This is a genomic window from Streptomyces sp. NPDC093586 (assembly GCF_044764905.1).
Classification (GTDB): Bacteria; Actinomycetota; Actinomycetes; order Streptomycetales; family Streptomycetaceae; genus Streptomyces.
Genome location: NZ_JBIWJA010000016.1, coordinates 145056 through 170179, shown reverse-complemented (window position 1 = coordinate 170179; position 25124 = coordinate 145056). Strand labels below are relative to the sequence as shown.

General features: G+C 73.1%; 22 protein-coding genes. 16 read left to right on the top strand and 6 right to left on the bottom strand.

What is annotated here, in order from left to right; translation table 11 throughout:
• Nucleotides 1–95 precede the first annotated feature (95 nt).
• Nucleotides 96–503: a hypothetical protein gene (locus ACIRFH_RS19120; RefSeq protein WP_403522003.1), complete on the bottom strand. Its 408-nt coding sequence runs from the start codon at nt 501–503 to the stop codon at nt 96–98.
• Between the two features lie 135 nt (nt 504–638).
• On the opposite strand from ACIRFH_RS19120, the gene ACIRFH_RS19115 reads away from it, so the two are divergent.
• A complete protein-coding gene (locus ACIRFH_RS19115) occupies nt 639–1760 on the top strand; it encodes a lipid II:glycine glycyltransferase FemX (RefSeq protein WP_403522001.1) in 1122 nt (373 codons plus the stop codon).
• A gap of 251 nt (nt 1761–2011) precedes the next feature.
• On the opposite strand, the gene ACIRFH_RS19110 is transcribed toward ACIRFH_RS19115, so the two are convergent.
• A complete protein-coding gene (locus ACIRFH_RS19110; RefSeq protein ID WP_403521999.1) occupies nt 2012–3463 on the bottom strand; it encodes a purine-cytosine permease family protein in 1452 nt (483 codons plus the stop codon).
• A 68-nt stretch (nt 3464–3531) separates the two neighbouring features.
• On the opposite strand from ACIRFH_RS19110, the gene ACIRFH_RS19105 reads away from it, so the two are divergent.
• From ACIRFH_RS19105 to ACIRFH_RS19095, 3 genes are all read left to right on the top strand, one after another.
• Complete coding sequence (locus tag ACIRFH_RS19105) at nt 3532–4173, top strand: TetR/AcrR family transcriptional regulator (RefSeq protein WP_403521997.1); 642 nt, start codon at nt 3532–3534, stop codon at nt 4171–4173.
• 21 nt (nt 4174–4194) lie between these two features.
• The gene (locus tag ACIRFH_RS19100) at nt 4195–5820 is read left to right on the top strand and encodes an amidohydrolase (RefSeq protein ID WP_403521995.1); all 1626 of its coding nucleotides are present in this window, start codon (nt 4195–4197) and stop codon (nt 5818–5820) included.
• Nucleotides 5821–5898: 78 nt separating this feature from the next.
• The gene (locus ACIRFH_RS19095; protein WP_403521993.1) at nt 5899–6597 is read left to right on the top strand and encodes a type 1 glutamine amidotransferase; all 699 of its coding nucleotides are present in this window, start codon (nt 5899–5901) and stop codon (nt 6595–6597) included.
• A gap of 328 nt (nt 6598–6925) precedes the next feature.
• Here the strand turns inward: ACIRFH_RS19095 and ACIRFH_RS19090 are convergent, their stop codons facing one another.
• Entirely contained in the window at nt 6926–7339 is a 414-nt protein-coding gene (locus ACIRFH_RS19090) for a YrdB family protein (RefSeq protein WP_403521991.1), read from the bottom strand.
• A 360-nt stretch (nt 7340–7699) separates the two neighbouring features.
• On the opposite strand from ACIRFH_RS19090, the gene ACIRFH_RS19085 reads away from it, so the two are divergent.
• The gene (locus ACIRFH_RS19085) at nt 7700–8476 is read left to right on the top strand and encodes a hypothetical protein (protein WP_403521989.1); all 777 of its coding nucleotides are present in this window, start codon (nt 7700–7702) and stop codon (nt 8474–8476) included.
• Between the two features lie 90 nt (nt 8477–8566).
• Nucleotides 8567–9430, top strand: a complete 864-nt coding sequence (locus tag ACIRFH_RS19080; protein ID WP_403521987.1) for a DMT family transporter — start codon at nt 8567–8569, stop codon at nt 9428–9430.
• A gap of 28 nt (nt 9431–9458) precedes the next feature.
• Here ACIRFH_RS19080 and ACIRFH_RS19075 read toward each other — a convergent pair whose 3' ends face one another.
• Nucleotides 9459–9743, bottom strand: coding sequence for a hypothetical protein (locus ACIRFH_RS19075; protein ID WP_403521985.1), 285 nt, complete (start codon nt 9741–9743; stop codon nt 9459–9461).
• A 248-nt stretch (nt 9744–9991) separates the two neighbouring features.
• Between ACIRFH_RS19075 and ACIRFH_RS19070 the strand changes: the two genes are divergently transcribed.
• Nucleotides 9992–10447 carry a hypothetical protein gene (locus ACIRFH_RS19070; RefSeq protein ID WP_403521983.1) on the top strand — a complete coding sequence of 152 codons (456 nt, stop codon included), beginning with the start codon at nt 9992–9994 and terminating at the stop codon, nt 10445–10447.
• A 25-nt stretch (nt 10448–10472) separates the two neighbouring features.
• On the opposite strand, the gene ACIRFH_RS19065 is transcribed toward ACIRFH_RS19070, so the two are convergent.
• On the bottom strand, nt 10473–12857 hold the full coding sequence (locus ACIRFH_RS19065; protein WP_403521981.1) for a glycoside hydrolase family 65 protein: 2385 nt from the start codon (nt 12855–12857) through the stop codon (nt 10473–10475).
• Nucleotides 12858–12899: 42 nt separating this feature from the next.
• The gene (locus ACIRFH_RS19060) at nt 12900–15284 is read right to left on the bottom strand and encodes a phosphoketolase (protein WP_403521979.1); all 2385 of its coding nucleotides are present in this window, start codon (nt 15282–15284) and stop codon (nt 12900–12902) included.
• A gap of 496 nt (nt 15285–15780) precedes the next feature.
• On the opposite strand from ACIRFH_RS19060, the gene ACIRFH_RS19055 reads away from it, so the two are divergent.
• The 9 genes from ACIRFH_RS19055 to ACIRFH_RS19015 all read left to right on the top strand — a co-directional run bounded on the left by ACIRFH_RS19055 (nt 15781) and on the right by ACIRFH_RS19015 (nt 25068).
• Nucleotides 15781–16428 (top strand): TetR/AcrR family transcriptional regulator, encoded by a 648-nt coding sequence (locus ACIRFH_RS19055; protein WP_403521977.1) that lies wholly within the window; start codon nt 15781–15783, stop codon nt 16426–16428.
• Nucleotides 16429–16482: 54 nt separating this feature from the next.
• On the top strand, nt 16483–18099 hold the full coding sequence (locus ACIRFH_RS19050) for an MDR family MFS transporter (protein ID WP_403521975.1): 1617 nt from the start codon (nt 16483–16485) through the stop codon (nt 18097–18099).
• Nucleotides 18100–18396: 297 nt separating this feature from the next.
• A complete protein-coding gene (gene abc-f, locus ACIRFH_RS19045) occupies nt 18397–20031 on the top strand; it encodes a ribosomal protection-like ABC-F family protein (protein WP_403521973.1) in 1635 nt (544 codons plus the stop codon).
• A gap of 55 nt (nt 20032–20086) precedes the next feature.
• A complete protein-coding gene (locus tag ACIRFH_RS19040; RefSeq protein ID WP_403521971.1) occupies nt 20087–20539 on the top strand; it encodes a flavodoxin family protein in 453 nt (150 codons plus the stop codon).
• Between the two features lie 177 nt (nt 20540–20716).
• Nucleotides 20717–22015, top strand: a complete 1299-nt coding sequence (locus tag ACIRFH_RS19035) for a phytase (RefSeq protein ID WP_403521969.1) — start codon at nt 20717–20719, stop codon at nt 22013–22015.
• A gap of 473 nt (nt 22016–22488) precedes the next feature.
• The gene (locus ACIRFH_RS19030) at nt 22489–22941 is read left to right on the top strand and encodes a hypothetical protein (protein ID WP_403521967.1); all 453 of its coding nucleotides are present in this window, start codon (nt 22489–22491) and stop codon (nt 22939–22941) included.
• A gap of 36 nt (nt 22942–22977) precedes the next feature.
• Complete coding sequence (locus tag ACIRFH_RS19025; protein ID WP_403522025.1) at nt 22978–23778, top strand: SDR family NAD(P)-dependent oxidoreductase; 801 nt, start codon at nt 22978–22980, stop codon at nt 23776–23778.
• 520 nt (nt 23779–24298) lie between these two features.
• Nucleotides 24299–24697 carry an MmcQ/YjbR family DNA-binding protein gene (locus tag ACIRFH_RS19020; protein ID WP_403521965.1) on the top strand — a complete coding sequence of 133 codons (399 nt, stop codon included), beginning with the start codon at nt 24299–24301 and terminating at the stop codon, nt 24695–24697.
• On the top strand, nt 24694–25068 hold the full coding sequence (locus ACIRFH_RS19015; RefSeq protein ID WP_403521963.1) for an MmcQ/YjbR family DNA-binding protein: 375 nt from the start codon (nt 24694–24696) through the stop codon (nt 25066–25068). The genes ACIRFH_RS19020 and ACIRFH_RS19015 overlap by 4 nt, the downstream gene beginning before the upstream one ends.
• The last annotated feature ends 56 nt before the right edge of the window (nt 25069–25124 follow it).

Below are 25124 nucleotides of genomic sequence, written 5' to 3'. Positions count from 1 at the left end.
CCTCGGCGTCTCCCAGATGCACGTGTCCCGGCTGATCTCGCGCCTGCTGGCCCGGCTGCGGGAAGGCATGCTCACCACGCAGTGAGCGGCGGCCGTCAGGCCTCCAGCCGCTCCCGCAGCGTGACCGCGAACTCCTCGGCACGCGCCGGCTTCGTCCTCAGGTCCGCCACTCGCCGGCGGGCCGCCTCCTCGAAGCGGCGCACCCGGCCGAGGAGTTCCGCGCGTTCGGCGGCGGGCCGCGCGGTTCCCCGCGCCCCTTCGGCCGAGCCGCCCGCTCCGACGCGGCCCCGCCCATGGGGCAGGGAGCCTCCTTCCTCCCGGCCGGCGGCGATGTCGATGCCTCTCCCCCGCCCCGTGTCCTCGGTGAGGGCGGCCTCGTCACCCTCGACGGTGTCGGCCGGTGCCCCCGCCCTTCCGCTCCGGCACCCCTGCCGGGGCGCCGCGCGCCGGGCGGGGCGTCCAGGACACGGGCCGGACCGACGGCCCTCGGCCGCTCGCGCCACCTGCCCGAATAGCCGGTAGCCCGCGCGGATTCACCGCCGCCGGTATTCCCTGGTGGAGGGGACGGAACCGTCCGCGCGCCGCGGCGGTCCCGGCCTTCGCCACCACCGGACGAGCCGAACGAAGGGTCACCGCCCATGAGCCATCACCTGAAGGCGATCACGCGTGAGGAGCATCTGCGCTTCGTCGCGGCCCGGCCTTCCGTGAGTCATCTGCAGCTCCCCTCGTGGGGAGAGGTGAAGCCGGACTGGCGGGCGGAGAGCCTGGGCTGGTTCGACGAGCGCGGCGACCTGGTGGGGGTGGCACTGGTGCTGCTGCGCCCGCTGCCGAAGCTGCGGCGCCACCTGGCCTACGTTCCCGAGGGCCCGGTCATCGACTGGAACGCGGCGGAGCTGGACCGGTGGCTGGAGCCGATGCTCGCCCACCTGAAGAAGCGGGGCGCCTTCTCCGTGAGGATGGGGCCGCCCGTGGTCGCCCGGCGCTGGAGCGCCGAGACGGTCAAGGCGGCGATCGCCGATCCGCAGGCCCGGCGGCTGGGGGACGTGAAGGCCACGGTGGAGGAGCCCGGCGCCCGCGAGATCGCCGAGCGGCTGCGCCGGTCGGGCTGGCGGCGGGCCGAGCCCGGGAGCGAGGACGGTTTCGCCGCCGGACAGCCGCGCCACGTGTGCCAGGTGCCGCTCGCGGGGCGGTCGCTGGAGCAGCTCCAGAACGGCCTCAACCAGCAGTGGCGCCGCAACATCAAGAAGGCGGAGAAGGCCGGTGTCAAGGTCGTCCAGGGCGAGTACGACGATCTGCGCGCCTTCTACGAGCTCTACGTCGAGACCGCCGAGCGGGACAGGTTCGTGCCGCGCCCGCTCGCCTACTTCCAGCGGATGTGGACCGCCCTGACGGCCGAGGATCCGGACCGGATGCGTCTCTACCTCGCCCATCACGACGGTGAGGTGCTCGCCGCGGCCACGATGCTGACGGTCGGCGACCACGTCTGGTACTCCTACGGCGCCTCCACCGCCCGCCGGCGCGAGGTCCAGCCCAGCACCGCCCTCCAGTGGCGCATGATGTGCGACGCCCACGGACGCGGAGCGCGGGTGTACGACTTCCGCGGCATCACCGACACCCTGGACGAGGACGACCACCTGCTGGGTCTGCTCCGGTTCAAGGTCGGTGCCGGCGGTGAGGCCGTCGAGTACCTCGGGGAGTGGGACTATCCGCTCAACAAGGTGCTGCACACGGCGCTTCAGCTGTACCTGTCCCGGCGCTGACGGACCGGCCCCGGGTCAGGCGTCCGGCTTCTCCCGGGCCGGGCCGTGCCGACGGCTCCCGTGGGTGAAGGGGGCCCGGTCCCAGCCTTCCCACCGGTCCCGCGGGCGCGGTCCGGCGAGCCTCGCCGTCAGGCCGGCCGCGGGACCCGCCGCGGTCCGGCCCCGGACCTGTCCGACGTGTCGTCGTGGCGTGCGACGGCTTCTTCCCCGACGTATCCGTCCTCGTCCGGCACGCCGGGCCGTACGTCCGGTCAGGCCGCGGGCGCCTGGGGTTCTCCGCCGCGGGTCAGGAGGGCGTAGAGCAGGGCGGCGACGACGAGGCCGGCGGGGAGGGAGAGGTCGATGCCGCCGAGGGCGCGGGCGACCGGGCCGGTGTAGAGGGTGTTGACGCACAGGGCGGACACGGCGACGCCTCCCGCCAGGGCCAGCGCGCCCGCGGGGCGGAATCCGGCGGTGTACCAGAAGGGGCCGCCGGCCGACTCGTCCATCAGGGCGGGGCCGTCGTAGCGGTTGCGGCGCAGCAGGATGTCGGTGGCGTAGACGGCCATGGCGGGGCCGAGGAGGACGACGGTGAGCTGGAGGACGTTGCTGACGGTGTCCAGGAAGTCGGAGACCAGCAGGCCGTACAGGGTGAGGGCGACGGCGGCCGTGCCGTCCGCGAGGACGCTGCGGGCACGGGGGATGCGGACGCCGACGGCCTGGAGGGCGAGGCCCGCGCTGTAGGCGGTCAGGGCGTTGATGGCGATGGTGCCGAGGACGAGGGCGAGCAGGAAGACCGGCTCGAACCAGCCGGGCAGGACGGTGGCGAGCCCGGCCTGGGGGTCGGTCATGTCGACGGCGGTCGCGGCGAAGGCGCCGAGGGAGCAGACGGCGATGCTGGGCAGGATGCCGCCGAGCGCGGTCCAGCCGACGACCGACCCGGCGGGCGTCGTACGGGGCAGGTAGCGGGAGAAGTCGGCGCTGGTGGTGTAGGAGAGCGGGCCGGAGGCGATGAGGGTGACCCCGGCGACGAGCACCGTCCACAGGTCGGGGCCGGTGAGCGGCTCGGCCGGTACGTAGGAGAAGTCGGTGTCCCCGAACACGTAGAAGGCGACGACGGCGAACACGGCGGCGAGCACCGACGTGATCGGGAGGTAGAGCTTCATGATCATGGCGTGGCCGTAGACGCCGATGGCCAGGGTGAGCGCGGCGATGGCGACGACGACGGCGATCTTGACACCGGTGCCGGCCGTGATGCCGGTCTTCTCCACGAGGGCGAAGGCGGCGGTCGCGGCGGCGGCCAGGTTGAGGGCGAAGTAACAGACGGAGATCAGCCAGCCGACGACGGCGTTGTTCACGCGGTTGCCGCGCACTCCGTACATCGCCCGCGTGATCACTTCGCTCGGTGCGCCGGCGGCCGGGCCGGATACGGACAGCAAGCCGGTGAGGAGCCAGAACAGATTGCCCACCACGATGACCGCGAGGGCCTGCCACAGGGTGAGGCCCATGAGGATCAGGGCGCCGCCGACCACGAGGCTCAGATAGTTGACGTTCGCCGCGGCCCAGACGGAGAACAGCTGCCGCGGGTGGCCGTGGCGTTCCTCGTCGGGGATGTGGTCGATGCCGTGGGCCTCGACGCGAACGGCCCGTTCCGACGCGGGCGTTCCGTCCTCGTGCCGCGGGGCGGGGGTACCGGACTGCGGGTCGGGAATCGTGGATGCCATAGGGCTCCTCCGGGTGCTGGTAACCCACCTGCTTGCTTGTTGGTCGCGCACTCAATAGCATCGTTTTCATGCCGTCAAGGGTCCCGAACAAGCGAATCCGCAAAAATCCTGCCGTCCGGCGTGCGGAAATCGTTGCCGCAGCGTCCGGTGTCGCTCTGACCGAAGGACTCGAGTGCATCACCCTGCGGCGGATCGCCGAGGAGCTCGACGTCCGTCCGGGACTGATCAGCCACTACTTCCCGGCGGTGGAGGAGCTGGTGGCCGAGGCCTACGGCGACGCCGTCGGCGGCGAGCTCGACGCCCTCCTCCCGGTCGGCCGGGCCGGCGCCACGCCGACGCGGCACCTGGCGCGCTTCTTCGCCCGGACGAGCGGGGAGACGTTCGACGACCTCAGCCGGCTCTGGCTCAACGCCCGGCACCTCAGCCGCTACCGGCCCGCGCTGCGCGCCCGGGTCGCCGTCCAGGAGGCGGCCTGGCGGGAGCGGCTCGAGGCACTCATCCGCGACGGCGTCGAGCTGGGCGAGTTCCGCACCGAGGATCCGATGGTGGCCGCCATCCAGATCCTGGTCGTCCTCGACGGCCTCGGCATGCTCGTCAACAGCGCCGGCGCCGGCGACGACCCGCCCGTGGTGCGGCGCATGCCCGCCGCCACCGCGGAACGCGAACTCGGCCTGCCTGTCGGCACGCTGGCACCCACCGACGTCAACTGACCCGCCCTCCAAGGAGCCTTTGTGCGCACCTCTCTCATCCTGCTCTCGGCCCGTCTGCTGGACCCGGTCACCGGCGGTCTCCTGCCGCAGACCGCGCTGGCCGCCGCCGGCGGACGCATCACCGCCCTCGGCGACGACCGGGAGATCCGCGCCCTCGCGGACGCCTCGACCACCGTGATCGACCTCGAGGGTGCCGTGGTGACACCCGGTCTGGTCGACGGGCACATCCACCCCGTCTCGGGTGCCGAACTGACCCACGGCCTCGACCTGTCGGCCTGCACCGACCTGGAGCAGGTGCGCGAGGCACTGGCCGGCGCGGTCCGGGACCTCGCCCCCGGTGCGTGGCTCCAGGGCTGGGGCCTGGACCCCAACGTCTTCGCGGAACACCCCGTCGAGACCGCCCCCTTCGACGCCGTGCTCGACGGCGTGCCCGCGTTCCTGCTGCTGTTCGACGCGCACTCCGCGCTGGCCAGCCGGCGCGCGCTGGAACTCGCCGGGGTGGACGGGCCGCGCACCTTCGCGCAGGCCACCGCCGAGGTGGTGTGCGACGCGGACGGCAGGCCCACCGGACTGCTCCTGGAGGACGCCGCCTGTGAGCTCGTGGAGCGCGTCATGCCCCAGCCCACGCGCGAGGAGCGCCGCGACCGGCTCGCCGCCGCCCTGCGCGCCATGGCCGCCACCGGCCTGACGGGCGGCCACGTCATGGACGCGAACGGTGACAGCCTCGCCTTCTTCGCCGAGCTCGACGCGGCCGGGCAGCTGCCGTTGCGACTGCGGGTGGCGCCCTGGTGCCAGCCCGGCATCGACGCGGAGGGCCTGCGCGCGCTCATCGAGGGACAGGGCGCGGGCGGCCGGCTCTGGCGGACCGCGGGCGTCAAGATCTTCATGGACGGGACCGTGGACAACGGCACCGCCTGGCTGGAGCAGCCGGACTGCCACGGCGAGTCGCGGCACGCGTTCTGGCCGGACCCGCAGGAGTACACCCGCGTCGTCGGCGAGCTGCACCGGGCCGGTGTGCCCACGGCCACCCACGCCATCGGCGACGCGGCGGTACGGCATGTCCTCGACGCCGTCGAGAAGGCCCGGGCGGGCGGCGGGAACGGGGTGCGGCACCGGGTCGAGCACATCGAGACCGTCCCCGACGACACCGTGCGCCGGTTCGCCGAGCTCGAGGTGATCGCCTCCATGCAGCCCACCCACTGCTGCGACTTCACCCGGGCCGACCACACCGACAACTGGTCGCGCCGCCTGGGTGAGGAGCGTGCCTCGCGTGCGTGGCGCTGCCGCGACCTGCACGACGCCGGTGCCGTCGTCGTCCTCGGCTCCGACTGGCCCATCGCCCCCTACCCGCCGCTGGGCGTGATGGCGGGCGCCCGCCACCGCCGGCCCACCCGCCATCTCGACCGGGCCCCGCACGGCCCGGAGCAGGCGCTCACGGCCCTGGAGGCGCTGCGGGGCATGACCGTCAACACGGCCTACGCGGCGGGCGAGGAGCACGAGGCCGGACGGATCGCCGTCGGTCACCGCGCCGACCTGACCGTCCTGGCCGCCGACCCGCTGACCGTCGCGGCCACCGAACTGGCCGACGTGCCGGTGCTGCTGACCGTCCTGGACGGCGAGCCGACGCACCGCGCCGCCGGTCTGTGACGCGATCCGGGGATTGGGCCCCTGCCCGGTGCGGGCAGGGGCCTGTTGTCCGGACGCGGTGAGGCAGGGGGTGGGCGGTTGTCACGGCTGCTGGTGGTACAGAACGGCCAAAGCGGCGGACCGGGCCGGTTCGGTGACTGGCTGACCGCGGAGGGGCTGGTGCTGGACGTGGTGCACGCGTACGCCGGGACGCCGCTCCCCGGGCGCCTGGAGCACTCGGGCGTCATGGTCCTGGGCGGCGGTCTCCTGCCCGACGACGACCGGCGCGCCCCCTGGCTGGCGTCCACGCGCGCGCTGGTCGCCGAGGCACTGGAGCGGGACGTCCCCGTGTTCGGGATCTGTCTCGGCGGCCAGCTGCTCGCGCACGTCGCGGGTGGCACGGTACGGGGACGGCACGGCGAGCCGGAGTTCGGCAGCACGCCGCTGCGTCTGCGCCCCGAGGCCGGGACCGATCCGCTGTTCCGGGGACTGCCGGAGCGGGTGAGCGCGATCGAGCGCCATGTGGACGCCGTCACCGCCCTGCCGCCGGGGGCGTCCTGGCTGATGGAGAGCGAGCGGTGCCCGTACCAGGCGTTCCGGATCGGCGACCGGGCGTGGGGGGTGCAGTTCCACCCGGAGGCGGACGCGGACCGGGTGCGGTCGTGGGACCCGGAGCGGCTCCGGGCCCTGGGCCTGGACCCGGCGGACCTGTACCGCCGGGCGGAACACGACGACCGGACGGCCACGACGGTCTGGCACGAGGTCGCCCGCCGCTTCGCCGCGGTCGTGAAGGAGTGAGACGGCACCCTGGAGCACAGGGCAGGGTCGCGGGGGTATGTCCCGCGGCCGGGCACCGGCCAGGAAATCACGGGACCATGTCCGGGGCGCGGAGGTCGGCCGGACACTCGCGGAGCTACGTCGCGTGAGCGGCAACCGGCCACCGGCACATGGGACGCGCCCCGGATCCCGGTGCCGGCCAGCAGCTCGCCGGCCGTCCGGGGCGGATGCCGGTCAGGAACTCACGGGGAGAGGCCCGGAGGGCGGAGGCGGTCGGACGCGCCGGGTGCGTCCTGGGAACGGTTGCCGGTCACACGCTCATGGGGTGCGTCGCGGGGCCGGACGCCGGTCACGCGCTCGCCGGGTTGCGTCCGGAGTTCGGGAGCCCGTCGGGGAGGGTGCGGCGGAAGGTCTCGGCCACCGCGGTGTTGGCGACCATCACGACCGCCAGGACGACGGCCGCGGTCGGCCGGCCGACCGCGTACACGGCGAGGGCACCGCCGCCGAGCACCACCGCCTTGACGACGAGCACCAGCGGAAGTGCCGGCCGCCACCGTGCCCGGGGCGCGGCGAAGAGCCCCCACAGCACGATCGCCGACGCCGGTGTCCCCACCCCGAGCAGCACACGCACCACGCCTTCGTGTCCCGCTCCGAAGCCCCACCAGCCGAGGGCCGCGAGCACGGCGATCTCCAGGAGGAACGCCAGCACCTCGTTGGCGGTGAACCAGCCCCGCGCGATGGCGACTTGGGCGTTCCTCGCCATGGTGTCCTCCCCCGTGTGCCGGACCTCGGCATGCCACGGCAGGAGCGGGACGTCGGGTGTCTGTGTTCCGAACGCCCGCGCGACGCACCGGTACCGGACAACACCCCCGCGAGCCACTGAAGGCATCGATGTGCCGGTGACGCGTATCACGGCACCGACTTGACGTGGTATACCGGCCCGGCAGCAAACAGGCGAACAACAGGCGCCGTCGTCCGTACCATTTGGGTGTCGACGCAGTCGGCAGCAGTACCGGGCACTCCGCTGCCCGGCGCCGATCGGACATGGCCCGCCATGTCCCACGACTGATGTCCCGTAGTCCTCCCGTGCCTTCACGGCCGCGAATCGAGGAGAGTCACCACCATGTCCGAGAGCACACCGCAGACCGCCACCGAACTCGCGTCGCAGTACAGCGTCCAGGTGACGAGCGACCTGGAGCGCAACGTCAAGGAACAGGAGCGGATCAGCGGGGAGATCGCCGACCTCCAGCAGCAGCTCGCCGCGCTGCAGCACGACCACGCCCTGCTGCTGAACATGCAGCAGGCGCTCGGCATCGCCACGCCACCGGCCCGGCCGGCGACCGACACGGCGTCGGTGCCCGCCCCGCGTGACAGTGCCGCCGCCGAGACGGCCACCGCGGGCAAGCGCACGCGGAGCGGGAAGGCCGCCGCACCCAAGCGCGCGGCCACGAAGTCCGCCGCGAGGTCCGCGGCCGAGCCGGCCACCAAGCCGGCGGCGAAGTCATCCGCGAAGGCGGGCACCAAGCCGACCGCGAAGGCGGTCAGGAAGCCGGCGGCGAAGAAGTCACCGGACCGAAACACCTCGTCCCCGGCCGCCGCCTCGTCCTCCGCGCCCGTGAAGCCGGCCCAGCCCACCCTGGTCGAGCTGGTCCGCAAGCACCTGAGCGAGCAGACGGAACCGCGCTCCGCCGCCGAGATCACCACGGCGCTCGACCAGGCCCACTCCGACCGCACCATCAAGACCACGGTCGTGCGCACCACCCTCGAGGGGCTCGTCGCCAAGAACCAGGCCCAGCGCACCAAGCAGGGCACCTCCGTCTACTACACCGCCTCCGACGCGCCGGAGCCGAAGCAGGACGACGCCGGGACGGAGGTGCGGTCCGACCGGGCCGACGACTGACCCGGCGCCTGGCGGGCCCGGCGGGCCTCGGCGCCCGCTCCGGCGGTGCCGCGGCGCGCGGCCGGGGCGAAACGGGGTGAGGATCGTTGGATGGGTGTTGTCCTGCCGGTGCTCTTCGCACTCGTCGCCGCGTTCAGCAACGCGCTGGCCACCGTGTTGCAACGGCGGGCCGCGCTGAGCGTGCCGCAGTCCCGGGGATTCCGTCCGGGCCTCGTCGTCGACCTGTTGCGGCGGCCGGTGTGGCTCTGCGGCATGCTGGCCGTCGTCGTCGCCGGGGTGGGGCAGGCGGCGGCCCTGGCGACCGGGCCGATGTCACTCGTCCAGCCGTTGTTCGTGCTGGAACTCCCCCTGGCCCTGCTGCTGGCCTCGCTGATGACCGGCCGCCGTCTTCCCTGGGCCATGTGGCTCGCCGTGGGCGGCGTGGTCGTCGGCCTGGGGCTGGCGTTGACGTCGGCCGCGCCGGGCGGCGGCAGCGACGACGTCTCCATGGACCGCTGGGTGCCGACGCTGGGGGCCTGTGCCGGGGCTGCCGTCCTGCTGGCCGCGACCGGGCTGAAGCGGCCCGTCGGCAAGGCCCGCGCCGGCTGCCTCGGCGCGGCCACCGCGGTCTGCTACGCCCTGACCGCCGGGTTGATGAAGGACTCCATGGGCGTCCTGAGCACGGACGGCCTGGCCGGCTTCCTGACCGTGTGGCAGACGTACGCGTTCGCCGCGGCCGGTGTGTGCGCCGTGCTTCTGCTGGAGCACGCCATGCAGGGCGGCCCCCTGGTCGCCTCCCAGCCGGCCCTTACCCTGGGGGACGCGGCGGTGAGCCTGCTGCTCGGCGTCGTCCTGTACCAGGAGGACGTACGCACCGACTGGTGGGTGCTGCCCCAGCTGGCCGGCGTCGCCCTGATCGTCGCCGGCGTCCTCACACTGGCCCGGCGCGGGGTGGATCTGCGTACCGGGCGGTGAGCCGCGGCCCGGCCCCCTCGCCCATGGGTCACCGGCAGAATCCGTAGGCCTGTTCCAGCCAGCGGCGGAGCGCCACGTGCACGCTGCCGGGGAGCTCGCTGAGCTGTTCGATGGCCGCCCGGTCCCCGGCCGAGGGCGCGATGCCCGCCGCGGTCAGGAGGGCGAGCAGGTCCAGGCGACGCAGGTCGACGGGGTCGATGCGGCAGGGGATGCGTTCGGCGGGGTCGGGCGGCTGGAGCAGGAAGTCGTCCTCGGTCTCGCAGGCGCGCGAACGCGTCGGGTCGGCGGCAGTCGGGGCAGTCATCGTGTGCATACCGCGGTCCTCCACTGGATGGGTCGCCGTTCTCGAGGGCATGAGACACCCGGGCGGCGACGCCGGTTGCGGGCCGCCGCGACGACCACACGGTGGATGCAATCGGCGTCTTGTCGCACGAACCGGCCCGGCACGGGCGCCGGCCGCCGGGCGCTGCTCCGTACGAGTGGTGCGTTCGCGAACACGGTCGTACCGTCGGTACGGGGAAAAGCGGAGGCAAGCGACCCCCGAGACGGCCGGGAGCAGACATGGGCAGGAACCCGATGAGAGCAGCGGCCACACTCTGTGCCGCCGCCGCGCTCGCAGTACCCCTCGGTGCCGCTTCGGCCGCCCCGCAGGCGGAGCGGGCCGTGAAGCAGCAGGGTCAGGACCCCGTGGTCGTCGACTGCTCGATGCGGGGCGACGTGCGGCCCGCGGCGTTCGTGCTGGCCTGCGGGGACGGCAACAGCCGTCTGGCCTCGCTGCACTGGGTGCGCTGGGACGCGGGCGCGGCGGTCGGACGGGGGTACAACGCGGTCAACGACTGCAAGCCCTACTGCGCGGCCGGCACGTTCCGCTCGTACCCGGTGACCGTGCGGCTCGACCGGCCGCAGCCCCGGGAGCAGGAGCCGGGCGAGCAGCACTACACCCGGGTGACGCTGACCTACACCGACGGCAGGCCGGACGGGTTCCCGCGCGTGGTGACCTACCCCCTGCCGGGCTGACGGGAGGATTCGGCCCCGGGGGGCATCAGTCCGGGAGCACGAGCCGGCAGGTGTCGCCCGGCTGGAGCTGGAGGGTCCGGTCCGGCAGCCGGACGTCGATCGGCAGCCGGTCCGAGGCCGGGACGGCGATCTCCAGCCGGCCGTGCTCCAGCCGGAGCCGTACGCCCCAGTGGCCCTGGTAGCGGATGCGGAATCCGTACGACGACAGCTCCGGCAGGGGAACCGGGTCCAGCCAGAGGGCGCCGTCGCGGGTCTCCAGTCCGGTCAGGCAGCGCTGGACCAGGTCGAGGGTGCCCGCCATGGCGCCGAGGTGGATGCCCTCGCCGGTGGTGCCGCCCTGCAGGTCGGCGACATCGCCCTTGAGCGCCTCCTGGCAGAAGGTCCACGCCTCGGCGCGGCGGGCGCGGGCCAGGATCCAGCCGTGGACGAGTCCGCTGAGGGTGGAGCCGTGGCTGGTGCGGGCCAGGTAGTGGTCGACGGTGCGCCGCCAGGTGTCGTCGTCCAGGCCGTAGCCCAGCCGGTCGAAGAGCGCGCGGAGTTCGGCCGGGGCGAAAAGGTAGCCGAGCATCAGGACGTCGGCCTGTTTGGACGCCCGATAGTTGTTGACGCTGTCGTCCTCGGCCTCCAGGATGCGGTCCAGTCGCCGAATGTCGTCGTAGCGTCTGCGGTAGTCCTCCCAGTCGAGTTCGGCGAGGTCGCCGTAGCCGTCGAACTGGCTGATGACCCCCTCGTGGAAGGGCACGTGGAGGGTGCGGGAGACGTCCTCCCACTGTTCGAGTTCGCCGCCGTCCAGGCCCGTGCGCTCCACGAGTTCGCGTCGGCGGGGCTCGGGCAGGGAGCGCACCACCTCCAGGGTGCGGGCGAGCACCCAGGAGGCGGTGACGTTGGTGTAGGTGTTGTCGTCGAGGCCCGGTTGCACGGCGCCTGGGTAGGCATCGTGGTATTCGTCGGGGCCGACGACGCCCCGGATGCGGTGCCGCCCCAGGTGGTCGTCCCAGGTGGCGGAGTCCGCCCAGAAGCGCGCGATCTGCAGCAGCATCTCGGCGCCCTTGGTGTGCAGGAACTCGGCGTCGCCGCTGGCCTCGTAGTACTGCCACACGTTGTACGCGATCGCCGAACCCACATGGTGCTGGAGGTGCGAGTGGTCGGGCAGCCAGCGGCCCGAGTGGGGGTTGAGATGGAGCCGCTGGGTCTCCTCGCGGCCGTCGCTGCCGCTCTGCCAGGGGTAGAGGGCGCCGCGCCTGCCGATCGCGCGGGCCGCGGCGCGGGCCCGGTCCAGGCGGCGGTGCCGGTAGTGCAGCAGGGCCCGGGACACCTCGGGGAAGTGCAGGTTGAGGTAGGGCAGGACGAACAGTTCGTCCCAGAAGACGTGCCCCCGGTACGCCTCCCCGTGCAGCCCGCGGGCCGGTACGCCGACGTCGAGGTCGGCGGTGTGCGGGGAGAGGGTCTGCAGGACGTGGAAGAGGTGCAGGCGCAGGATGGCGCCCGCCTCGCCGGGGACCTCCAGTTCGGCGCGGCGCCACAGCTGGCCCCAGGCCGTCCGGTGGGAGACCAGCAGGGCGTCGAAGCCGGGGGCGTCGGCGACCCGGTCCACGGCGGCCTGCACGGGGTCGCTGATCGCGGGGTCGCGTGAGGTGTGCAGGGCGACGACCTTGTCGACGGTGGAGGTGCGGCCCGGTTCCAGGCGCAGGGTGGTGCGCTGGGTGGCCCGCAGGTGTTCCCGGCCGGGGGCGACCGGCGCGGGGGCCGTCGTCCGGGCGGCCATGCCGATCCGGATGTCGGAGGTCCGGGTGCGGCAGCGCAGCCACACGGTGCCGTCGCCGACGCCGCCGGTGTGCACGTGGGTCAGGTGGCGGCCGGCGAGGTCCCGGTAGCGGCGGACGCCGGAGTTGGTGACGTCGCCGTCGAGGGCGGCCTCCACGTCGAGGTCCGTGGCGGCGCCCTCCACGGTGAACTCCGTGCGCAGGGCGGCGAGGTGGGGATCGGCCATGTGCACCAGGCGCAGCTGGCGCACGGTCAGCACACGTCCGTCGCCGAGTCCGAAGCGGGTGCGGCGTTCCAGTACCCCGGAGTCCAGGTGCACGGTCTGCCGGTGGTCCTGCACGGGCGCGGTGTCCGGGGTGAGCCAGTCCCCTCCGGCGGCCCGGAAGGACAGGGGCAGCCAGTTGGGGAGGTTGACCATGTCCTCGTTCTCCACATGCTGCACCTCTCGGCCGGCCACAGCGGAGGTGAGCCGGTTGTAGCAGCCGGCCACGTAGGTGCCCGGGTAGTGCACGTCGTCCGCGGCGCACTCGGGCAGGGCGCCGCGGGTGGCGAAGTAGCCGTTGCCCAGCGTGCACAGGGACTCCCGCAGCCGCTCCTCGGCGGGGTCGTAACGGACGTAGTCCCAGGTGGAGGCGGTCGCGGTCACGGGTTTCCCTTCGCTGGGCGCGGCGGCGGGGCGGCGCGGAGGTCAGCCGTCCCAGGTCCAGTCGGCGACCTCGGGCAGGTCGACGCCGTGTTCCCGGATCCAGTCGTGGTGGCGCAGCCGGGTGTCCTCCATGCGCTGCCGTACGGTCGCCGCGCGCACGGCGAGGCCGGGGACCCGGTCGATGACGTCCATGACGAGTCGGTAGCGGTCCAGGTCGTTGCCGAGGACCATGTCGAAGGGCGTGGTGGTGGTGCCGATCTCCTTGTAGCCGCGCACGTGCAGGTGGGCGTGGCCGGTGCGGCGGTAGGCGAGGCGGTGGATGAGCCAGGGGTAGCCGTGGTACGCGAAGATCACCGGCTTGTCGGCGGTGAACAGGCCGTCGTACTCGAAGTCGCTCATGCCGTGCGGGTGTTCCTCGCTCGGCAGCAGGCGGGCGATGTCGACGACGTTCACGACCCGGACGGCCAGCTCCGGCAGATGGTTCCTCAGCAGCTGGGCGGCGGCCAGCACCTCCTGGGTGGGCACGTCGCCCGCGCAGGCGAGCACCACGTCGGGTTCACGGGTGCCGTCCTCGGTGCCGGCCCAGTCCCAGATGCCGGCGCCGCGGGCGCAGTGGACGCGGGCCTGCTCCATGGTCAGCCAGTCGAAGCAGGGCTGCTTGCCGGCGACGATCACGTTGACGTAGTCGCGGCTGCGCAGGGCGTGGTCGGCGACGGAGAGCAGGGTGTTGGCGTCCGGCGGCAGGTAGACCCGTACGGCTTCGGGGCTCTTGTTGAGGATGTGGTCGACGAAGCCGGGGTCCTGGTGGGAGAAGCCGTTGTGGTCCTGGCGCCACACGTGGGAGGTGAGCAGGTAGTTGAGGGAGGCGATGGGGGCGCGCCAGGGCAGGCGGCGGGTCACCCGCAGCCATTTGACGTGCTGGTTGACCATCGAGTCGACGATGTGGACGAAGGCCTCGTAGCAGGAGAACAGTCCGTGCCGGCCGGTGAGGAGGTAGCCCTCCAGCCAGCCCTGGCAGGTGTGTTCGGACAGGATCTCCATGACGCGGCCGTGCCGGTCGAGGTCCTCGTCGACGGGCAGGATCTGTTCCTGCCAGGCCTTGCCGCTGGCGGTGTAGACGGCCTGGAGGCGGTTGGAGGCGGTCTCGTCGGGGCCGACGAGGCGGAAGTCGCGCCGGCCGGCGGTGGCGGCCATGACGTCCGCCAGCAGGTCGCCGAGGACCCGGGTGGGCTCGTGCATGCCCGCGCCGGGCTTGTCGACGGCGACGGCGTACGTCTCCAGGGGCGGCAGGGGCAGGTCGCGCAGCAGCAGTCCGCCGTTGGCGAAGGGGGTGGCGCCCAGGCGGCGCGGGCCCTCGGGGACGGCGGCGAGGACGGCGGGGCGGGGGGCGCCGCGCTCGTCGAACAGTTCCTCCGGCCGGTAGGAGCGCAGCCACCGCTCCAGCTGACGGAGGTGTTCCGGGTCGGTCCGTACGGCGGCGAGCGGGACCTGGTGGGCGCGCCAGGTGTTCTCCACGGGCAGGCCGTCGACCTCGGCGGGGCCGGTCCAGCCCTTCGGGGTGCGCAGCACGATCATCGGCCAGCGGGGCCGGTCGGTCGCCCCGTCCTCGCGGGCGGCGCGCTGGACGGCGGCGATGCGGTCGAGGCAGGTGTCCATGGCGTGGGCCATCGCCCGGTGGACCGCGGCGGGGTCGTCGCCGGTGACGTGGAGGGGGTCGTGACCGTAGCCGCGCAGGAGTTCGTCGAGTTCGGCCTCGGGGAGGCGGGCCAGGACCGTCGGATTGGCGATCTTGTAGCCGTTGAGGTGGAGGATCGGCAGGACGGCGCCGTCGTGCACCGGGTCGAGGAACTTGTTGGAGTGCCAGGACGTCGCCAGCGGGCCCGTCTCCGCCTCGCCGTCGCCGATCACGCAGGCGACCACCAGGCCGGGGTGGTCGAAGGCGGCGCCGTAGGCGTGCGACAGCGCGTAGCCGAGCTCGCCGCCCTCGTGGATGGAGCCCGGGGTCTCGGGGGCGACGTGGCTCGGCACACCGCCGGGGAACGAGAACTGCCTGAAGAGCCGGGCCATGCCGTCCGCGTCCCGGGTGACGTCCGGATAGGTCTCGGTGTACGAGCCCTCCAGCCAGGAGTTGGCGAGGACGGCGGGTCCGCCGTGGCCGGGTCCCCAGATGCACAGGGCGTCCAGGTCGCGGGCCTTGATCACCCGGTTGAGGTGGGTGTGGACGAGGTTGAGGCCCGGTGAGGTCCCCCAGTGGCCGAGGAGTCGCGGCTTGACGTGCTCCGGGCGCAGCGGCTCGGTCAGCAACGGGTTCGCCATCAGGTAGATCTGGCCGACGGAGAGGTAGTTCGCGGCGCGCCAGTGGGCGTCCAGGGCGGCGAGCTCCTCGTCCGGGAGCGCGGGGGGCGCCTGCTGCGTGTCGACGGACATCGGGGGTCCTTTCCGTGTCGGGACAGCGGTCGGGCCGGGGCTGGTGCGATTCCGGACGGCACGGGTGGTGCCCTGCAATCCCAACCCTGTGCGGGCCGGGCGGGTACCCGGCAGGGCCGTTCGGGTCACGTCGGTCCCCGAACGGGGGCGGCCGGCATGAGAGGGCGCGGGGCCCTGCCGGGGCCCGCCGGCAGGAGAGACGCGGGGCCCGCCGTGGGAGACGTCGCCCGACGGTGGTGGGGATTCGGACCCGGTGCCCCGGCACCTTGCCCCGGCATCCTCGTGAGCGGCGGGCGCGGCGCTTGGCGCGGGCAGTGCGGCCGACCCCGGCGCCGACCCCGGGGTCGGCCGCACTTCCGCCCCCGTCTACCCCAACTTCGCGCCTCTACGCCGGAGTTGTTCGCGGGGTCACCGAGGCCCCGTGACGGAGACACCGGGAGGCGCGCACCCGGTCGGCCGCGACGCGAATTTTGCAGGAAATGCATCTTTGCATACCATGCAACTTATGTCGGGGAAGGATGCCGCCGGGGGCGGTCTGCGGGAGCGGAAGAAGCGGGCCACGCGTGCCGCCCTCGCCGAGGCCGCGGTACGGCTCGCCGCCGAGCACGGGGCGGACAAGGTCACCGTCGAGGCGATCAGCGCCGCGGCCGGGGTGTCCGTGCGGACCTTCTTCAACTACTTCGACTCGCGCGAGGACGCCTTCTTCGTCATCGACGCGGACGCGGGCGCGCGGATGCGGCGCGCCGTCCTCGACGCGCCGGCCGCCCTCTCCCCGCTGGAGGCCCTGCGCGAGGCCATGGCCGCGGAACTGGCCGAGGCGGAGCAACAGCACGAGCTGTGGCGGCTGCACGCCGAGGTGCTGCACGCCTCGCCGCACCTCCTGGCGCGCGGCGTCGGGGCGCACATGGCGGCGGAGGCCGCCCTGGCCGACGCCGTCGCCGCACGACTGCGCGGCGCCCTCGACGACGAGGAGCGGCCCGCGGATCCCGGCCTCTACCCGCGGCTGCTGGCCGCGGTGGCGACCGCCGCGGTGCGGATCAGCGTGGACCACTGGTCGGCCCACCAGCAGGAGGCCCCCTTCCTGGACGTGTTCCACGAGGCGTTCACCCTCCTCGCCGCCGGTCTCCCGGCGCCTCCCGCGTGACCGCCGCGCAGGACGATCGCGACACCCATCCCACCATCACCCGAAAGAGATGCCGTGACCGCACCTCAGGCGCCCGACGACGCGCCTCCCACCTCCATGACCCACCGGCAGATACTCCAGGCCATGTCCGGTCTGATGGCCGGCATGTTCGTCGCGATCCTGGCCGGCACCGTCGTCTCGAACGCGCTGCCCACGATCATCGCCGACCTGGGCGCCAGCCAGTCCTCCTACACCTGGGTCGTCACGGCGGAGCTGCTGGCCATGACGGCGACGGTGCCCCTGTGGGGCAAGCTGTCCGACCTCTTCAACAAGAAGCTGCTGCTCCAGCTCTCGCTGGGCATGTTCGTCGTCGGCTCGCTGCTGGCCGGCTTCTCCCACGGCGTCGGTCTGCTGATCTTCAGCCGGGTCGTGCAGGGCATCGGCGCGGGCGGCCTGACGGCCCTCGCCCAGGTCGTGATGGCCTCCGTCATCCCGCCCCGCCAGCTGGGCAAGTACGCGGGCATCTTCGGTGCCGTCTTCGCCGTGGGCACCGTGGCCGGGCCGCTGGTCGGCGGTGTGCTGGTCGACACCTCGTGGCTGGGCTGGCGCTGGTGCTTCTTCATCGGCGTGCCGTTCGCGCTGCTCGCCATCGCCCTGCTGCAGCGCACGCTGCGGCTGCCGACCACCCGGCGCACGGTGCGGATCGACTGGCTCGGCGCCTTCCTGATCGTCGCCGGTGTCTGCGCGCTGCTCATCTGGGTGACGCTGGCCGGCAACAGGTTCGACTGGGCCTCCTGGCAGACCGGCGCCCTCGCGGGCGGTGGCGTCCTGCTGCTGATCGCCGCGGTCCTCGTCGAGGCCCGCACCGCCGAGCCGGTGATCCCGCTCACCATCTTCCGCAACCGCACGGTGACGCTGACGACCGTCGCCAGCCTCCTGGTCGGTGTCGCCATGTTCGGCGGGACCGTCTTCCTCTCCCAGTACTTCCAGGTCTCCCTGGGCAAGTCGCCGACCGTCGCCGGTCTGATGAGCCTGCCCATGATCCTCGGCCTGCTGGTGTCGTCCACCGTCGCCGGCCAGGTGATCAGCCGGACCGGCAAGTGGAAGCGGTACCTGGTGGCGGGCGCCGTCGTCATGACCGCCGGTCTCGCGCTGCTCTCGACGATCGACGCGGACACGCACTTCGGCCTGCTCAGCCTCTACATGGCGGTCCTGGGCATCGGCGTCGGCATGCTGATGCAGAACCTGGTACTGGCCGCGCAGAACGACGTGCCCGCCGCCGAGCTGGGTGCCGCGACCTCCGTGCTGTCCTTCTTCCGCAGCATGGGCGGCACCATCGGCACCAGCGTCCTCGGCGCGATCCTCGCCAACCGGGTCACCAGCGAGATGACCAAGGGACTCCGGGAGGCCGGCGTGACCGCGTCGACCGGTGAGGGATCGGCCGAGAGCAGCGTGCCGGACATGGCCACGCTGCCCGCCCCGATGCGGTCGGTCGTCGAGCACGCCTACGGTGTCGCCACCGCGGACCTGTTCCTCGTCGCCACGCCGTTCGCCCTGCTCGCGCTGGTCGCCGTCGTGTTCCTGAAGGAGAAGCCGCTGAAGACCACCAGCGGCATGGAACGCCTCGCCGAGGAATCCGGCGAGGCCTCCGCGGCACCGGCCGGCAAGGGACCGGCGGCGCCGGTCGGCTGAGCCGCCGCGGCACCGCGTGACGGAGCCGCTCGCCCCACGGGGCGGGCGGTTTCTTCGTGCGGCCGGGCCCCGCCCTCGCCGAAGCCGTTTGTTAGGCTGGTGGAGACGTTGATCGCGTATCGAGAGGTCCCGGACATGGTGGGTGACGACGACATCTGCGGGTGATACCCCGCACCGACGGCCACAGGCAGGCGCACAGGAGCGCCGCCGCGGTGGCCGCTTCCGTCGTCCCCTCTTCCCTGTCTGTACCGGGCGGGCGTGTCCCTTCCCCGCCCCCTCTCCTCAGCGAGGTCGCTCATGTCCGACGCCGCCGTCATCTGCTCGAACCTCTCCTTCTCCTGGCCCGACGACACCCCCGTCTTCGAGGACCTGTCGTTCACCGTGGGCACGGGCCGCACCGGCCTGGTGGCCCCCAACGGCTCCGGCAAGAGCACCCTGCTGAGGCTGGTCGCCGGCGAGCTGCGGCCCGGTTCCGGCTCCGTGTCCGCCACCGGCACCGTCGGCTACCTGCCGCAGACGCTCCCCCTGACCGGTGGTCTCACGGTGGCGGAGGTGCTGGGGGTCGCTGCCGTGATCCGGGCCATCGACGCCGTCGAGTCCGGGGACGTGGCCGAGGAGCACTTCACGGCCATCGGCGACGACTGGGACATCGAGGAGCGCACCCGTGCCCAGCTCGACCGTCTCGGCCTCGGCGGTCTCGCCCTGGACCGGAGCCTCGACACGCTCAGCGGCGGCCAGATCGTCTCCCTCGGCCTCGCCGCACAGCTGCTGAGGCGGCCCGACGTGTTGCTGCTCGACGAGCCCACCAACAACCTCGACCTGGACGCCCGGCACAAGCTCTACGACGTGCTGTCGGACTACAAGGGCTGTCTGCTGCTGGTCAGCCACGACCGGGCGCTGCTCGACCGCATGGAGCGCATCGCCGAACTCGACCGGGGTGACCTGCGCTTCTACGGCGGCGACTTCACCGCGTACGAGGAGGCGGTGCGGGCCGAGCAGGAGGTCGCCGAGAAGAACGTCCGCAACGCCGAGCAGGAACTCAAGCGGGAGAAGCGGGAGATGCAGCAGGCCCGCGAACGCGCCGAGCGCCGGGCGAGCAACGCCGCCCGCAACCTCAAGAACGCCGGCCTGCCGCGGATCTTCGCGGGCACCATGAAGCGCGGCGCGCAGGAGTCCGCGGGCCGGGCGGGGCAGACCCACGCCGACCGGGTCGGCGAGGCGCGGGCCCGGCTGGACGAGGCGGGTCGTGCGCTCCGCGACGACCAGCGCATCGTCCTCGACCTGCCGGACACCGACGTGCCCGCCGGGCGCACCCTCTTCCTCGGCGAGGGACTGCGGATCCGGCTCGGCGACCGGGACGTGTTCCCCGGCCAGGGCGTCGACCTGACCGTCCGGGGCCCCGAGCGCATCGCGCTGACCGGCCCCAACGGCGCCGGCAAGAGCACGCTGCTGCGCCTGCTGAACGGCGACCTGGAACCCGACGAGGGCACGGTCCGGCGGGCCGACGGGCGCGTCGCGTACCTCTCGCAACGGCTCGACCTGCTGGACGGGGACCGCACGGTCGCCGAGAACTTCGCCGCGTACGCCCCCGGCCGGACCGAGGCCGAGCGGATGAACCTGCTCGCCCGCTTCCTCTTCCGGGGTGCCCGCGCCCATCTGCCCGTCGGCGTGCTGTCCGGCGGCGAGCGGCTGCGGGCCACCCTCGCCTGCGTCCTGTGCGCGGAACCCGCCCCGCACCTGCTGCTCCTGGACGAGCCGACCAACAACCTCGACCTGGTCAGCGCCGAGCAGTTGCGCAGCGCCCTGAACTCCTACCGGGGAGCCTTCGTGGTCGTCAGCCACGACGAGCGGTTCCTGGGCGAGATCGGGGTCGGCCGGTGGCTGCGGCTGGCCGACGGCACCCTGACGGAGACGGCGGCTCCCGAGAGGTGAGCCGCCCCGCGGCGTCTGTTGCGGCCGGGGGGTGCCGGACGGCAGGCTTCGGGGTGTGGCCACTTTGCTGATCGTGCATCACACCCCGTCGCCGAACTGCCAGGCGATGCTCGAAGCCGTCGTCTCCGGGGCGACCGCGCCGGAGATCGAGGGCGTCCGGGTCGTCCGGCGGGCGGCACTGGCGGCCACGGCCGTCGACGTGCTGGAGGCGGACGGGTACCTGCTGGGCACCCCGGCCAACCTGGGCTACATGTCCGGTGCCCTGAAGCACTTCTTCGACCAGGTCTACTACCCGTGCCTGGACGGGACGCGGGGCCGGCCCTTCGGCTACTACGTGCACGGCGGCAGCGACACCACCGGCGCGGTGCGCGGCATCGAGTCGGTGACGACCGGCCTCGGCTGGCAGCGCGCCGCCCCGGCGGTGACGGTGGCCGGCGAACCCGCCAAGGCGGACCTGGAGGCCTGCTGGGAGCTGGGGGCCGCGCTCGCCGCCGGGCTGACGGACTGACCGTCCGCGCGGACGGGGACGGCTCGTTCCGTTCCCGTCCGCGCGGACGGGGACGGCTCGTTCCGTTCCCTCGTCGTACGTCTTCCCGTCATCGGCGGGGCCCCGGGGCGTCAGAAACCACGATCAAGATCATCGGGTGCGTTTCGTTGTCATGTCTTCGACTTGAGGAGCAACTGCATGACCAGGCACCACCTCGGCCGACCGGCCGCCTGCGCCCTCGCCGCGGCCGTCACCTTCCTGTCGGCGGCACCCGCCGTGGCGGACAGTGACGACGCGCTGCCGACCGTACGGCCTCGGGTCGAGACGGCTCCGCTGTACGACGACGAGGCCGGCGGGAACGCCGACGCGGACGACCCGGCCATCTGGCGCAACCCCGCCGACCCCGACCGCAGCCTCGTCGTCGCGACGGCGAAGGAGGGCGGACTGCGCGTCTACGACCTGGACGCCAAGCTGGTGCAGTCGGTGGCCGCTCCCGCGGCCCCGGGTGCCGACGACGCGCCCGGCCGCTTCAACAACGTCGACCTGGTGCAGGGCGTGCGGCTGTCCACCGGCCGGGCGGACCTCGCGGTCACCACCGACCGGGGAAACGACCGCCTGCGCGTCTACCGCATCGACCCGGCCGCCCCCGACCGTCCCCTCACGGACGTCACCGACCCGGCCGCCAAGCCGGTCTTCTCCGCCGACCAGGCCGAGATCAACGACCAGCGCACCGCGTACGGCCTGGCCACCTGGACCGACAAGGCCACCCAGCGCTCCTACGCGCTGGTCAGCCAGCGGGAACGCACCCGGCTCGCCCTGCTGGAGCTCACCCCGACGGCGGACGGACACGTCGGCTACCGCCCGGTGCGCACCCTGGACCTGCCCGCGTCCTTCCGCCTTCCGAACGGCAAGAACTGGTCTCCCTGCGCCGAGCCCGGCGAACTGCCCCAGGTGGAGGGCATGGTCGTCGACCCGGCCGACGGCACGCTGTACGCCGGTCAGGAGGACGTCGGCATCTGGCGTCTGCGCGCCGACCTCACCGGCACGCCCCAGCTGGTGGACAAGGTGCGCGAGTACGGCGTCCCGGGCACGTACGACGAGGCCACCGAGGAGTGCGTCGCCGGCACCGACCCCGGATACGGCGGCGACCGGCTGACCGCGGACGTGGAGGGACTGACGCTCCTGCAGGAGTCCGACGGCGACGGGTACCTGCTGGCCTCCAGCCAGGGCGACAACACCTTCGCCGCGTACGACCGCGAGCAGGACGACGACAACGAGTACGAGGGCGGGTTCCGCGTCGGCGCCGCCTCGGACCGGCTGGACGGCTCCGAGGAGTGCGACGGGGCGGCGGTGCTGAACCAGCCGCTGGGCCGCCGCTACCCCGAGGGTCTGCTCGTCGTGCAGGACGGCCATGACGCTCCGGACGACGGCGACCGTGACGCCACCAACTTCAAGTTCGTCGACCTGGGTGACGTCAAGGACGCGCTCGACGACTGATCGACGCCCGTCCGGTCCCGGCGCCGGCTGGGACCGGACGGTTTCGTCAGGGGGGTGACACCGGGTGCGCCGCCCAGTGCGGAGCAGCGGGCGTCCGGCGGCGAAGGGGGCGTCCCGGCCGCGGTGGACCGGAGCCCGAGGCCAGGGCCCGTCTCGGCGAGCCGCCCCGCGCCCTGCGGCTCGGACGTCTTCCCGTCCTGCGGTCCGTCCGCGCCGCCGCTCGGCGCGTCCCGCGTCGCGGCCTCGGTCCGCCGCACCGGTCCCCCGGCGCCGTCGACGGCGGTCCGGCCGGACCGCTCGCGACCGCCCGGGATCACGCCCCGGAGGTGCCCGGCCTCGTCCCGCCGGAAGGGCGGGCGCGGGATGTGGGCCCGTGGTGCGGTCCGGGGTCCTGTTAGGCGGCGGCGAGAGGGGAACCCGGGGCCCGTCGTGACCGTCGTGCGCCACCGCGCCCCTACCGAGGGAGTTCCGGGATGCAGTCACTGATCAAGGGCCTGGTCGCCGGCGCGGCGGGAACCGTCGCGCTGAACCTCACCACGTACGGCGACATGCTGCTGCGCGGCCGGGGTTCCAGCGACATGCCGGCCGAGGTCGCGGACCGGGTCGCCGACCGGGTCGGGCTGGTGCTCGGCGACGAGGAGACGAAGCCCCACCGCGAACAGGCCGTCGGTGCCCTGCTCGGTTACGTCACCGGTCTCGGGGTCGGCGCGGCCTACGGGGTGCTGCGCGGCCGGCGCGGACCGCTGCCGGACTGGGTGGCCGGGCCGGTGCTCGGTGCCGCGGCCATGGTCGGCAGCGACGTACCGGCCGCCGCGCTCGGCGTGACCGACCCGAAGCAGTGGGACCGGACGTCGTGGGTGTCGGACATCGTGCCGCACGTCGTGTACGGCTTCACCACGGCGTCGGTGTACCAGGCCCTGCACTGAAAAGGAGGTCCGGTGGACCCGGTGGACCCCATGGACATGGACAACGGCAGGCCGCTCGCCCTCGTCACCGGGGCGTCCAGCGGCATCGGGTACGAGCTCGCCCGGCTGTTCGCGGAACACGGTCACGACCTGGTGGTCAACGCCGAGGACGACCGGCTCGAACACGCCGCCCGGCGGCTGCGGGAGACCGGCGCCCGGGTACGGGCCGTCCGCGCGGACCTGAGGGACCCCGGCGACGTCGACCGGCTGGTCGCGTCCACCACCGGCCTGGTGGTGGACGTGGCGGCCCTCAACGCGGGCGTGGGGCGGGGCGGCGCGTTCGTGGACACCGACCCGGCCGACGACCAGTCCGTGATCGACCTCAACGTGTCCTCGACGGTGCGGCTCGCCAAGCCCCTGCTGCGGGACATGGTGGCACGCGGCGTGGGCCGGCTGATGTTCACCTCGTCCATCGCCGCGACGATGCCGGGAGCCTTCCAGCCGGTCTACAACGCGTCCAAGGCCTTCGTGCAGTCCTTCGCCCAGGCGCTGCAGGAGGAGGTCGAGGACACCGGCGTCACGGTCACCTCCTTCATGCCGGGACCGACGGACACCGACTTCTTCCGGCGGGCCGGAATGGAGGACACCAGGATCGGCACCATGGACAAGGTCGATCCCGCCGAGGTCGCCCGGCAGGCGTTCGACGCCGTCATGAAGGGCCGCGGGAAACTGGTCACCGGCTCGGCGATGACCAGGGCGCAGGGCGTCGCCGACAAGGTCCTGCCGGACCGCGTCAAGGCCGCGGTGCACCGCAGGATGGCGGCGCCGGGAACGGCGCCAGACGACGGCTCCCGGTAGGAACCGGGGCCGGCGCACGGCCCCTCGCACGTGCGCCCGGTCCGCCCGGCCGGGGGCACGAGGCGCAGTCACCACGCCCGTGGACGCCTTGTCGGCGGAAACCCGGTGAGAACACACGGATGGGAGCCCGGCAAGCTCGTCGACGGCCGGTGCCTCAAGGGCACCGGCACCTACTCGTTCGGCATCCGTCCGGACCTGTCGGTCGAGACGGGCACCGATCGACTTCTCCCGCTCCCCCGTCGTGCGCACGAACGCGTTCTCCAGGTCGATGCCGTAGTGGTCGACCGGGCCCACGAGGGCGGTGGGCTGCGCCCGGGGCAGCAGGTGGCGACCATGGCGGGCGGCATGGGCCGGTCCTTCGACGGCACGTGTCCGCAGGTTGCCGCCCGCTTTGCCCGCTTCGAGGAAAGGATGGGGACGTACCGCTACGACCGTGCGGCGTGCCGTCCGCGTCCTTGGCCGGCGCTCCTGCCCGCCATCCCCCGGGGAAGGAACCACTCATGCGGGGAAGGAACCACTCATGAACGGAACGACCCTGCAGACGTTCGCCGCCGAGTGCGCGGAGGAACTTCCCGGAGCCCGGCTGGAGCATCCCTTCGGCCCGGATCAGGAGGTGTTCGAGGTACGCGGCAAGGTGTTCATGCCGATGACCAGCGTGCCGGGCAAACCGGTCGTGATCCTGAAGTCGGAGCCGGGTGAGGCTGAGGCCCTGCGCGAGACGCATGCGGACGTCTCCCACGGCTACCACATGAACAAGAAGCACTGGATCACGCTTGAGGCGGGCACCTCGATCGACGAGAAGCTGGTCGAGGAGCTCGGCACCGAGTCCTGCCGTCTCGCGGTCGGCGACCTTCCCCGGTCGAACCAGCCGGTCGATCCGGAAACGTACGGCACCCGCGCCCGGGCTGCGCGACGATGACGATCACCGGAAAGCGGCTCCAGGATGTCGCGCGCAGCACCGCGAGGAAACTGCCCGGCGTCAGCAACGGCCGCCCGTTCACCGAGAAGCTGGATGTCTACAAAGTGGCGGGGAAGGTCTTCCTGATCGTCACGGACGACCCCGACGAGCAGATCATCACCGTCAAGGCCGAGCCCGACCGCGCGCGCTCCCTGCGACAGGAGCACGATTGCGTCGCTCCCGGACGGTACCTCGACAAACGGCACTGGATCTCCGTGAGCGCGGGTCAGGACATCACCACGGGGACGGTGGAGGACCTCGTCGGCTATTCCTACGACCTCGTCCTGGAATCGGTGCCGCGCAAGCGGTGGCCCCGGGGGACTGGACAGTAGCCGGCACGGCCGGACACCGCCCGGAACGCGCGGGAAGAGGTGACCCTGCACACCAT